This is a genomic window from Bacteroidetes Order II. bacterium, from assembly GCA_016788705.1.
Taxonomy (GTDB): domain Bacteria; phylum Bacteroidota; class Rhodothermia; order Rhodothermales; family UBA2364; genus UBA2364.
In genome coordinates this window covers 36,847-48,429 of the sequence record JAEUSQ010000013.1, presented here as the reverse complement: position 1 = coordinate 48,429, position 11,583 = coordinate 36,847, and the positions used below count along the sequence as shown (strand labels likewise).

Genomic DNA, 11,583 nt, shown 5'->3' with positions numbered 1-11,583 from the left:
TGAGCCGAAGTTCTTTACTAAAAAAATCTTGTAGCTCACTATATTGAGCCAGCTTTTTCGCTTTTGTTGCCATAATCTTGTAGATGTCAGAACCCACAAGATAGGCAACATGGCGGAAAAGCTTTTTTGTCATGTACTTAGCAACGTTTTATAATTTTGGGAACAGTCCTACTAGTATTGGACGGAATAACAATTGGGCTATTAATGGCAACATGACGTTAAATGGAACAAATGTGTCCACATCCCCCAATCCTTTAACGGTGTCTTTTGGCAATGGTTCATACCTGTATATCAATGGTGCGGGAGTAAATTTCCAGCAAGCCACATTCACCTCCCAAAATGGCGGGACATGGAAAGGTATCACCATGAACCCGGGCAGCAGTGCGACCTTCGATGGTTCCAAAATCTTGAATGTAGGTGGCTCTTGGGGGGGTACGGCCTTGAGTGTCAATAGTGCAAGCCTCACGTTTAACAACAGCGAGATTGATGTGCCTTCGGGTGGTGCAGTCTATGGTTTGTATGCAAGTCAGTATGGGGGAAGCAATTCGGTAAGCATCAGCCATTCCAAGATCAAAAGTGCGTCCGAAAGTGCCATTGTAACCTACGGCTTGCCTGTTTCTTTGTGGTATAGCCAAGTTGTACAAACGAATGGAAAGACGGCTTTTAGGAATAGTGCTACAACGAGTTATTTAGGCAACGACAAGATCAAAGGCGGAAAGTTAAGCGCAGGGTATAATGGTGGCATTTTAGGTGGGTTGTACGCTGGCCATGGCTCGCACAATCATTTTTGCGATGCAGCAAGTTCGTCCTTAGAAGTATCGGGTGGTGGCTATATCTTTGCCAATAGCAATTATTGGAACAATACCCCTACCATGAGCGGTTCGCCTATTTATTATGACGGTTCATTGGGGGCACCAAATTGTGCAGACGTTAGCACAGCACTCGCACGGGCCAGAGAAACAGCCGTGCAGGCGCAAGGTATAGACACAAATGCCAATACAAGCCTAAGCACATCCGCAAACGCCGACCAATTGCCAGATGTTTCGTTGCTCTCGGCCTTGAGCAAAGTGGGCAAAGGCAAGATAGAGGAAGCACTCGCCGATCTGCAAGTGGTGGTGCATAGTGGGAAGATGCCAGATGCACAAATCGCGCTGACCCAAATTGGACAACTTTCAGCACGATACCAAAAAGGGCAAGAACAACGTGGCTTCGTAATACAGAAACTTAAGAAAAGCGATCCATTGTACGTGACGGCATTGGAGACATCGGCACTTTTGGACGCGAGCGAAGGCAAAACGGCAGATGCCATCAACACACTCAAAACACTTGCCAATGCAGACAAAGGCATAGCAGGTTTCTATGCACAACTCAATATGGCGCAGTTGTATCACCAAATGGGCGATATCAACAAGGCAAAAGCAACTTTGGCAAGTGCAAAACCACAAAGCCAATACCAAGAACAAGATTTGGCCATGCTCTTGGCTACATTGGGCGAAACCAAAGTACCGAATAACAGGAAGGATATGCGTCTTGACGACAGGGAAAGGGTTACTTATTCAAATACGAGCCAAGCCGTACACATTACGACGTACCCAAACCCGTTTAATCCAAGTACAACACTATCGTATAGCTTACCACAAGAAGCGAATGTGCGCCTCACCATGTATGATGTTACAGGCCGTGAAGTGTCGGTGTTGGTCAATCAAAAGCAATCCCAAGGTATGCACCAAGTTATGTGGCAAGCCTCTTCGTTTGCGAGCGGTGTGTACTTTTATAAACTTGTTATCGGTGATCAGATTCTGTCGGGAAAATTGATGTTGGTGAAATAATTCTCCCTGTTCGGTCAAACAAAAGCCTACGATTATTATCGTGGACTTTTGTCGTTAAACGAATACTTATGGGCAAAGATAATTTTGCGGTATTCAGCACATCGGTTATTACAGTCATTCCTTTCTGCGGTCAAGGGTTTCTCGCACCCTGCGCATTTGGTTTCTGTGGCGTTCTGAGCGTTTGTAGCGGCTCTACAAACAAAATATGGTAGCTGTAGTGGAAAAAACGTGGGCGTGGAGTATCTTACCATTTTTGATCAAAAAAACAAAATGGCATGTTGAAAAAAGCGTTCTTCCTAATGTGTTTGATTGGAGGGGGGGCGAGCGTTGGTTTTGCACAAGAACAACTGCTACCCCTACATGGCACCCCAACTGTTTTAGCCAAAAAAGCAGAGATGGGGTTCCCTAAAACGAAGATGATAAAAAGTCTGCATATTACGGATCAGTTGGTGAACAGTGAAGAAGGACAACGTACCCTTGCAGGATTCCGGGAGTGGAAAAAGAATGGCGGACAGGCTTTGCTTAAGAAAGAATCTCCGGCTAAATTAGGCGATACCTTGGCGTTTCGGGTACGAGACTTCAAGAATAACCGCAATATCACCCTAAAATTCCGGTTAGAGCGAGTCCACGATCAGGCTAATTTTTGGGTAGAATTGGGGGAAATAGCCGCAAAACGTATTCGGAGTACGGCCTTAGACTCGGTCGTGGCCTATATGACCGCCAAAACACCGGCATTTACGGATAAAGGCATTATTCAAACCGATCAAGCCTTGTTTGGACAGCCGCCCAATAGTGATAATGATGGAAAATTAGACGCGCTGCTGTATAACATCCCCGATAATTATGATCCGGAAGGCAATGCATCCGCGATTGCGGGATATGTGTCGCCGCAAGACTTGCCCGGAGCCGGCGGAAATGGTAATAACCGCGACATTATCCATTTAGATACCTATCCCAGTTTAAATAATGGGATTGCAGAGTTGATGGCCACTGCGGCACACGAGTACCAACACCTGATCCGCATCAACTATGACAACCTCGAAGTTACTTTTGTGGATGAGGGCCTCTCGGAATGGGCCGAGTTGTATAACGGCTTTTCCGGACGACTGATTTACTACCTCAGCACGTTCTCTATTCCAACTATTGGTTTTTCGCAAGTGGCCGAAAATAATGTTTACTTATTAGATTGGCGTACTCTTTCTTCTGGAAATGATAACCTTACCCAGAATGATTATCAACGAGCAGGCTTGTTTACCACCTATATGGCCGAGCAAGTTGGTGCGGAAAATACGGGAGCCATCACGCGAGACACAGCGACAGGGCTTGGCGGCTATCGGAATGCCCTCTCCAAAAATGCCACTACGCTCAGCTTAGAAACCTTGGTACACAACTGGCACACCGCCAATTTGGTAAATTCCTATACCTTAGACCCGCGATTTGGCTATCAAAACCGATACCGCCGGAGTTTTTTCCGAAATGTAACCTACGATGGCGATTTTGACGGGGCATCCGCAACCGAAAAAACCCAAACCACGGCCAAAATCCAGCCCGGTGGCGTAACCTATTTTCGCTGGAATACCGTGAAAGACTTTAAAATTCAGATAGACCCCGTAGCAGATGCTGGCGGAACGCTCAGTGATTATCGGAGCGTGACCCGTGCCCGTCTCATTTTGAAAGCAGTAGGGGGGACAACGCAGGTTAAAGACCTGACATTGGGCACGGCCACCGAGACCATTACGGGCGAGTTTACATCGGTGTCACTCCTCATTAGCAACGTAAATCCCAGTCGAGGATCCGGATATACGCCCGCTGTTCGGTTTGTTACCTCGTGGTCTTCGGAACTTGCCACCGCTTCCACCGAGGTGAAGTATGGGGAAAATGCCTTGGTACACCAAGATACGGACTCTGGAGCCTATTATTTCTTTGCATTGGGCGGGAATGAAAGCAATGCCGCCGCTACAAGATTCCTAAAACCCACCAATGCCGTAAGATTACAAAAAGTATCTGTTTCTCCCTACTATCGTAGTCAAGATAGTAGTTTTGGAATTTCCGCAGATGCGCCAAGAGACATTAAGCTAACGGTTTGGCAAAGCAATAGCCAAGGATTACCGGGCGATGTCTTATTCGAGTTGGATGTGACCGATCCCCGTGCTTATGATGTGCCCCGCGTTGGATTTAATTTTTTTGAAATAGATTTGACGGCCCATGAATCTAAATTAAATGCCTTGCCCGATACCGTTTTTATAGGCTATCGTGAAGCCGGAAACGACCAAAATTATATGTTATTGGCTGCTTCCTATTTTTCAGGAGAAAACACCTCCTTCTTTATGGGGAGTACCAAAGCATGGCGGGAACTCAATGGAACCCAACTATCCGCCACTACCACCGTTACCAATGCTACCTTGCCCATACGCGCCACATTCCTAACCCGAAAAATTGTGGCGATAGACGACGAAACCACCTTACCAGAGCAGATAGAACTTTTGCAAAACTATCCGAATCCTTTTAATCCCACAACGACTATTCAATACCACTTGCCCACATCCGGGCATGTTCGCCTTTTGGTCTATGACACTTTGGGACGATTGGTAGAAACAATGGTGGATCAACCACAAGTAGCCGGAACGTATTCCGTACAACTCCAAGCCAAAAACTGGCCGAGTGGTTTATATTTTTATACGATAGAATCTGGCTCGCAGCGCTTTTCTAAGCGAATGATATTGATTAAATAATGTCTTTAATGCTGATTCTGATGAGGGCCTCTTTTTTATAAAAGGGGCTTTTCTGTGTGTGAAATAATTGATTTTTTTGGTATGATTATTGCTTTATTTTCATGTAGCCCTCCTATAACGACCCAAATAGTATGAAAATTCTGGCTGTGGATGACGATCCCTCTCTTCGCCGATTGTTGTATTTTTTTCTAAAAGACCAGTATGAGGTCGTGACGCTGGCTTCTGCTGAAGAGGCCATAGAATATGTCCGTGCAAATCCACCTGATGCTGTGATCATGGATGTTGGATTTGGCGGGGGGATGGATGGAGATGAAGCCGTTCTGGAACTAAGGCGGACCCATCCACACCTTCCAATAATCGCCCTGAGTGGTTATGTATTTAAGCGTCATCGTGAAATTTGTCGTGACGTTGGTTATACTGATTTTGTACCTAAACCTTTTTCACAGGAACAAATCATCGCTTCGCTCGAAAAGTGGTTATCTTATACCCTTGCCCGCACATAAGTCGTTTTCATACCGCTTAGTTTTAGTATATTCGGGCCGTTTTTGTGTCCGGAGGATATCCAATATGTATCTCCGGTGTACACCCAACCCCTTCAAGAAAATACAGATTATGAGTTACGGACTCTTAAAAGGGAAAAAAGGCGTCATCTTTGGGGCCATGATTGAAACCTCCATTGCTTGGGCCATTGCCGAAGCGGCCCATCGGGAAGGGGCACAGTTTGTGCTTTCCAATGCGCCCGTTACTAAGCGATTTGGAAATTTGCCCAAACTGTCTGAAATAACAGGAAATAGCCCTGTTATCTATGCGGATGCCACCAGTGATGAAGACCTGAAAGCGCTCTTCGAAGCAACCAAATTCCATTTTGGCGGTCAAATTGATTTTATCGTTCATGCCATTGGGCAAAGCATTAACATCCGTAAAGGGCTTGCTTATACCGAGTTGGACTATGAGAACATGCACAAAACGTTAGATATTTCCGCGATTAGCCTGCATCGTGTCATCCGCGCCTCTTTAGATACCGAGGCATTGGCAGACGGGTCTTCGGTGGTGGCCCTCAGTTATATTGGGGCACAGCGTACGTTCTCAAAATACTCCGAGATGAATGATGCAAAGGCATTGTTGGAGTCTATTGCTCGTACCTACGGCTACAACCTCGGTAAGCGGAAAATCCGGGTGAACACCATTTCCCAAAGCCCAACTATTACGGTTGCAGGACAGGGCCTGAAAGGCTTCGATGCCATGTTCGAGTTTGCCAATCGGGTTTCGCCACTTGGTAATGCCGATGCCGCTTCGTGTGCCGATTATACGGTTTCGTTGCTCTCGGACCTGACCCGCATGGTGACGATGCAAAATCTCTTTCACGACGGAGGGTTTAGTTCTACGGGCATGTCGGACGAGCTTATTCTGATGTTGGCAGAAGCACTGACAAAGGACGAAGGGAATCTGGGTTAATCATTGCATGATTGAACTTTTTATCTCGGATATAGACGGCTGTCTTTCGGAGGTTTATCGTCCGCATAAGTTGGGTGCATTCCAGCGCATAACAGATTTTGTTGTACGAGAAGATGCTGTATTTCCGAAGTGGTCATTATGCTCTGGACGATCGGGGCCGTATGTGGAGGCCATGGCCCAACTGTTCGGGCTAACCCAGCCGGTGCTCTTTGAAGGAGGGGCTGGTATGTTGCATCTTACCACCGGACACGTGCAATGGCATCCCGCTTTTGAAGAAGGGGTAAATCTCGACATTCAGGAGGTTCAACGTTGGCTTCAACAAGCGATCATTGGCTCCCCCATCGTATATGATTATGGAAAGCGTACACAAGCGGGCGTGGTTTGTCCAGACCGAGCCGCTTTAGCGCGGTTTTTCCCCATTGTGGAGCAACATATTCTCCAGCATTATCCGAATCTGGTGGCATTCCAAACCCCTTATTCGGTAGATGTAATCCCGAAAGCCACTACAAAGGCCGATGGAATCTTGTGGCTTTCTCGGATAACAGGCATTCCATTGCACAAAATGGCTTATATCGGGGATGCTGGGATGGATATTGGGGCCCTAAAATTGGTCGGTTTTCCTTTTGCACCTGCCAATGCCCACGAATCGGTAAAAGCATTGGGCATCCAAATTACAACCGGAAGCTATGTGGAGGGTGTTTTGGAGGCATACGATTGGTGTGTTTCGTGGAACCGGATGAAGCAATACGGACGCGACACCTTGCCCGTCGGGGTTTGATTCGGATTGGTTGAAGCACCCACAAACGGTGTATCCTCTTTAAATGACTTCTGACTTTCAACCGAAGTATCGTTATGAAAACCGCTGTTGCATTTCTGCTTTCTGCTTTAATTCTTGCTTCTTGCGACATGCCCATCCTGTGCTTAGGGGTAAAAGATTGTTCACCTGTAGTATCGGATGAACCGTTCCCTATTTCGGGTAGAAGCCTGCAAGAATCTCGCAAAATTCAGGTGTACGATCACCTAAATCCGGATGACTTACCGCATGATCCGGCAGGTATCGAGGGTGGGTCTTTGAAGGGCCATACCTTAACCCTTAAAGTGGCCAGTAGTGGCGGATGTCGAACGCATGTTTGGGGGCTTGCCGGAAGTCCGGCCATTGCCAAGTCTTTACCGCCCCAAAACAACCTCTTCCTCACACATAATGCCAATGGCGATCTTTGCGAAGCGATGCTTTACGAAACCCTTACGTTTGACTTGGAGCCGCTGGCTGCCGTATTAAAACCAAGCAAGGAAGTCATTCTTCATGTTTTTGAACCAGGAGCGACGAAGCCCTTTGCTAAATCGTTTACGTTTAACCCTTAAAATGGAAAGACTGACCTCATGTTTACTGGTATTATTGAAACCGTTGGAACCGTTCAAAGCATCACCAAATTGGGTGGTGGGCGCCGTTTTGGGATTCAGTCCGATGTGGTGCCAATGCTTAAAGTGGACCAGAGCATCGCCTGTAATGGGGTTTGTTTAACGGTGGTGGCGCTGGAAGAACAGGTGTTTTTTGTAGAAGCGATCGAAGAAACCTTGCGAAAAACCACCTTGGGTGGATGGGAAGTTGGACAACGGGTGAATATGGAACGGGCCATGTTGTTGTCTGCACGATTGGATGGTCATATTGTTCAAGGCCATGTGGATGCAACTGGAACCATAGAAAGTGTGGTCTCGGAAGAAACGGGATGGCTGTTTACCATCCGTTTTGGGCTGCAGCATAAAGCATTGGTGATCCCAAGAGGTTCTATTGCCATTGATGGGATCAGCCTAACTGTGGCACGTTTGTCGGAAGAGGTCTTGACCATCGGGATTATTCCCTATACCTTTCATCATACGGTGGTCTCCGATTGGCAAGTGGGTACGATGGTTAATATAGAGTTTGACCTACTTGGAAAATATGTGGTGGGCTGGTTAGAACAACGTGAAAATGCGGCCTAAAGTCGCCATGCGATCTTTAACGTTAGTTGTTTGTCTTGCACAAAACCGATGATCCTGCCAATATCTTATGACATCACTTTACGGTTACACGTGCCAATTTTCTTAGCGAACCAATTAGTATGTAGATCCATCACGAATACCACTGGCAGGTTAAAATTCTGTAAGCGATTTTCTATCTGAATATGGGAAGGGAAATATTTTTTGGGACGGGTTTGTAAAAATTTTGTTTTCTATTTGGAATTAGTCTAAATAAGCATTATTTTTAAGACATTAAAAAACCCGTCCTTCGGGCAGGAAAGACAGGTTTATAAAATGGGCTATGATTAGGCTTTTTTAACCCAACTGGTGCAGTATCCTTTGGGTGCGATCGGTCCTTTGACCACACTGCATTTGCCACAAGCCGCACCGCCGGTTGCTGCAATATAGAGTTGACAACCGTCACAAGCCTTCGTCGGATCGGTTGTTACATCTACGTACTTCAGGGTTTGACGCATGGTGATGTCCGCAGGTGCAAGGCCCGTTGTGTCGTTACAACCCGCTGCTGCGGTATCGCCACCACCGCCACAGGCAGCTAACGTTCCTGCTAAGGCAGGTGCGACAGCGCCAACCATGGCAGCCTTAAATAAGAAGTCTCTGCGGTTGAGTTTTTCTTGCATGAGATTTTGTGTTTAAGTGTAAGAGGGTTGCCTCATTGTGAGGCAGCAAGCATTAATTGATTAAGGTATTCCGTTCATTGAATTTCGTTCAATAGGCTTTTGCGCAATGTGTTGTACGTCAAATGCCTACATAGCCGTTATTTTCGGGGGCGGCGATAGGTGTCGTCGTCCCAATCTTCGTCTTCGTCGGATAAATTCCCAATGCCAGATAACATAGACCCCACGATGTCGCTATAGGAAGCAAAGAACTCCGAATAGTCTTTTCCGACGAGGGAATGTTGGTGCAACGCTTCCAGTACCCACTCCATCATTACCAGCTTGTCCGCCTCTCGGTGGGTTTGGATGGTTTTTTGTACCATTTCTTCGAGTCCATGGATCTTTGTGAGGGCTTTATGATAATCTGCTTGGTCCATGTCGTGCCGAAAAGTAAGGCTATTTCCTTTCGCAAACCAGTTCAGGACTTCTTTATAAGCGGCTTTCCCTGATTTTTTATCTGCTGGATCGGGGAAGTAACGCAGAAAAATGGCCTTTACGGCTTTTCCGATGAGTAATCGAGCGACATTTTGGGCTCCTTCTTGCTCTCCTTCATATACCAATTCCACTTTTCCGGTGATGGCTGGTTCAACTTGCAACAAGTCTGATATCCGTACAGTGGTTTTTTGTTCATGGTGGAAGAGGGCGCGTCTTTCGGCAGCGGAGATCAGGGCTTCGAGTGCGGAGCGTGTCATCCGAACCGAAACGCCGGACTTCTGGTCTATGTATTCGCTGGTACGGGCCTCGAAAGCTACTTGTTCAATGATTTCCCGAAAGAAGTGTGGCACCTCTATTTGTACGCCACCACCTCGTTCTTGCCAAGCTTCTTGGCGGGTAATTTCGATCCCCGTTTCTAAGTTCTTAGGATAGTGGGTAATGATCTGGCTGTCAATCCGGTCTTTAAGGGGGGTAATGATACTGCCACGATTGGTGTAGTCTTCGGGATTGGCAGTAAAAACCAGCAGCAGGTCTAGTGGAATACGGAGGTTAAAGCCCCGTATCTGGACATCTTGCTCTTCCATAATGTTCAGAAGCCCCACTTGGATCCGTGGCTGGAGGTCTGGTAATTCATTGATCGCAAAGATTCCCCGATTGGCGCGTGGGATTAATCCAAAATGGATCACTTCTTCGTCGGCATAGGTCAATCGTCGGGTAGCGGCTTTGATGGGGTCAATATCCCCGATCAGGTCTGCCATATTGGTATCCGGCGTGGCGAGTTTTTCAGTGTATCGTTCCGATCTGTGTAGCCAAGTGATGGGGGTTTCGTCGCCTTTTTCATTTACCAAGTTTTTCCCATACTTTGTGATGGGGTTCAGTGGGTTTTCATTGAGTTCGCTGCCTTCGATAAAAGGGATATATTCATCTAAGAGCGAAGCCAGCATCCGTATGAGCCTGGTCTTGCCTTGTCCGCGTAGGCCTAGTAGGATAAGGTCGTGACGGGCAAGGAGTGCATTCTGAATTTGTGGAATGACCGTTCGTTCATAGCCGATCATCCCCTCGAAGACAGGTTGTTTTGCCTTGAGCTTTAGGATCAGGTTATGGCGTAATTCTTCTTTAACCGTTCGGAAGACGTATCCGGACTTTTTTAATTCGCCAAGGGTTTGGATGGGAGGAGGATTCATAGGCGGGGTTTGGGGATGTTCGGTGCTTATAAAAATTAAAAACCCGAAACCACCCGGAAGGTTCATGCCGTTTACCGAAATAGGGTATGTGTATCTACTATTCACGGACAGTTAACGCATGAACCGTTGCTGGGTTTTTGGTTTATGCGCGTTTAAGGACCACACCGGGTTCAACCGGTTTTACGGAAACCCGATCACCGACATTAAAGCGGTGGCGATTATCGGTATGTACCAAAAATTCCAGCCCTTTTTGACGGAGGCGGTAGGTGATGTCGTGGCCACGGAAATCCTTAGAGATGACTTCGGCTTGTATCGGATCCCCTTCGTTCACCAAACGAATGTCTAAGTGCTCTGGTCGGAGTGCGACTAAAACATCGCCTTTGGCAGCACGCTTTAGGGAAATGGTTCCAACCGGGCTTTCGGCCATATTTCCGGCTGCCTCAGAAAAGAACAAGTTGGTCTTGCCGAGAAACTGGGCGACGAACAAGGTATTGGGCTCGTAATAGAGTTCTTCGGGAGTCCCCAATTGTTCGAGGTGGCCTTCTTGCATTACCCCGATTCGGTCTGCAAATGAAAAAGCTTCTTCTTGATCGTGTGTTACCAGAATGGCGCTCATTTTGGCTTCTTTCAATAAAAGGCGCAATTCGTCGCGTGTTTCGTTGCGAAGGACGGCGTCTAAATTCGAGAAGGGTTCGTCTAACAGAATGAGTTGTGGTTTGGGGGCCATTGCGCGGGCAAGGGCTACTCGTTGTTGTTGTCCGCCAGAAAGTTCGTGTGGTTTTCGGTGAGCCAGTTTTTGCAAGCCTACAAGCCGGAGCATTTCGTCGGCACGGTCGGGGCGGGCAGATTTGGGGAGGTGGTGCAAGCCAAACATTACATTTGCCCGAACATCTAAATGCGGGAATAGGGCATATTCCTGAAAGACAAAGCCAATGCCCCTCTTTTCTGGCCGAATCCATGTATGCGCATCCGAAAGGGTGCGGCTCCTTAGTATAATCCGTCCTTGGTCTGGTCGTTCAAACCCCCCAATCATCCGTAAAATGGTGGTTTTTCCACAACCACTTGGGCCTAAGAGGGCAAAAATCTCCTCTTCTTGCACCGCAAAAGAAACCTGCGCTACCACTTTGCCTTCAGTAGGACAATAACATTTATGCAGGTCTTGTACTAATAGTAGGGGTGTTGCGTCCATAAAAAAGGAGGTTATTAAGGAGTCTATAATTTAGCCTTGAAGATGACCATAATGTAACCAATGGGTTGTCGGATCATTTAAATTTCA

At 47.0% G+C, this 11,583-nt stretch carries 10 protein-coding genes; 7 read left to right on the top strand and 3 right to left on the bottom strand.

What is annotated here, in order from left to right:
• Positions 1-131 precede the first annotated feature (131 nt).
• From JNN12_02240 to JNN12_02210, 7 genes are all read left to right on the top strand, one after another.
• Positions 132-1,829 (top strand): T9SS type A sorting domain-containing protein, encoded by a 1,698-nt coding sequence (locus JNN12_02240; protein MBL7977132.1) that lies wholly within the window; start codon positions 132-134, stop codon positions 1,827-1,829.
• 275 nt (positions 1,830-2,104) lie between these two features.
• Positions 2,105-4,561, top strand: coding sequence for a T9SS type A sorting domain-containing protein (locus JNN12_02235; GenBank protein MBL7977131.1), 2,457 nt, complete (start codon positions 2,105-2,107; stop codon positions 4,559-4,561).
• Positions 4,562-4,692: 131 nt separating this feature from the next.
• Positions 4,693-5,064, top strand: a complete 372-nt coding sequence (locus JNN12_02230) for a response regulator (protein MBL7977130.1) — start codon at positions 4,693-4,695, stop codon at positions 5,062-5,064.
• Positions 5,065-5,164: 100 nt separating this feature from the next.
• Complete coding sequence (locus JNN12_02225) at positions 5,165-6,016, top strand: SDR family oxidoreductase (GenBank protein MBL7977129.1); 852 nt, start codon at positions 5,165-5,167, stop codon at positions 6,014-6,016.
• 7 nt (positions 6,017-6,023) lie between these two features.
• Positions 6,024-6,794 (top strand): HAD family phosphatase, encoded by a 771-nt coding sequence (locus JNN12_02220; GenBank protein MBL7977128.1) that lies wholly within the window; start codon positions 6,024-6,026, stop codon positions 6,792-6,794.
• Between the two features lie 74 nt (positions 6,795-6,868).
• On the top strand, positions 6,869-7,378 hold the full coding sequence (locus JNN12_02215) for a hypothetical protein (protein MBL7977127.1): 510 nt from the start codon (positions 6,869-6,871) through the stop codon (positions 7,376-7,378).
• An 18-nt stretch (positions 7,379-7,396) separates the two neighbouring features.
• Positions 7,397-7,996: a riboflavin synthase gene (locus JNN12_02210; protein MBL7977126.1), complete on the top strand. Its 600-nt coding sequence runs from the start codon at positions 7,397-7,399 to the stop codon at positions 7,994-7,996.
• Between the two features lie 323 nt (positions 7,997-8,319).
• Here the strand turns inward: JNN12_02210 and JNN12_02205 are convergent, their stop codons facing one another.
• The 3 genes from JNN12_02205 to JNN12_02195 all read right to left on the bottom strand — a co-directional run bounded on the left by JNN12_02205 (position 8,320) and on the right by JNN12_02195 (position 11,496).
• Complete coding sequence (locus JNN12_02205) at positions 8,320-8,652, bottom strand: high-potential iron-sulfur protein (GenBank protein MBL7977125.1); 333 nt, start codon at positions 8,650-8,652, stop codon at positions 8,320-8,322.
• A 137-nt stretch (positions 8,653-8,789) separates the two neighbouring features.
• Positions 8,790-10,307, bottom strand: a complete 1,518-nt coding sequence (locus tag JNN12_02200; GenBank protein MBL7977124.1) for a sigma 54-interacting transcriptional regulator — start codon at positions 10,305-10,307, stop codon at positions 8,790-8,792.
• 142 nt (positions 10,308-10,449) lie between these two features.
• Positions 10,450-11,496, bottom strand: coding sequence for an ABC transporter ATP-binding protein (locus tag JNN12_02195; GenBank protein MBL7977123.1), 1,047 nt, complete (start codon positions 11,494-11,496; stop codon positions 10,450-10,452).
• Positions 11,497-11,583: the final 87 nt, after the last annotated feature.

Bases quoted from the DNA above. Each gene is read 5' to 3' on its own strand.
- JNN12_02240 (MBL7977132.1), top strand. From the start codon at position 132: ATGTACTTAGCAACGTTTTATAATTTTGGGAACAGTCCTACTAGTATT.
- JNN12_02235 (MBL7977131.1), top strand. From the start codon at position 2,105: ATGTTGAAAAAAGCGTTCTTCCTAATGTGTTTGATTGGAGGGGGGGCG.
- JNN12_02230 (MBL7977130.1), top strand. From the start codon at position 4,693: ATGAAAATTCTGGCTGTGGATGACGATCCCTCTCTTCGCCGATTGTTG.
- JNN12_02220 (MBL7977128.1), top strand. From the start codon at position 6,024: ATGATTGAACTTTTTATCTCGGATATAGACGGCTGTCTTTCGGAGGTT.
- JNN12_02215 (MBL7977127.1), top strand. From the start codon at position 6,869: ATGAAAACCGCTGTTGCATTTCTGCTTTCTGCTTTAATTCTTGCTTCT.
- JNN12_02210 (MBL7977126.1), top strand. From the start codon at position 7,397: ATGTTTACTGGTATTATTGAAACCGTTGGAACCGTTCAAAGCATCACC.
- JNN12_02205 (MBL7977125.1), bottom strand. From the start codon at position 8,652: ATGCAAGAAAAACTCAACCGCAGAGACTTCTTATTTAAGGCTGCCATG.
- JNN12_02200 (MBL7977124.1), bottom strand. From the start codon at position 10,307: ATGAATCCTCCTCCCATCCAAACCCTTGGCGAATTAAAAAAGTCCGGA.
- JNN12_02195 (MBL7977123.1), bottom strand. From the start codon at position 11,496: ATGGACGCAACACCCCTACTATTAGTACAAGACCTGCATAAATGTTAT.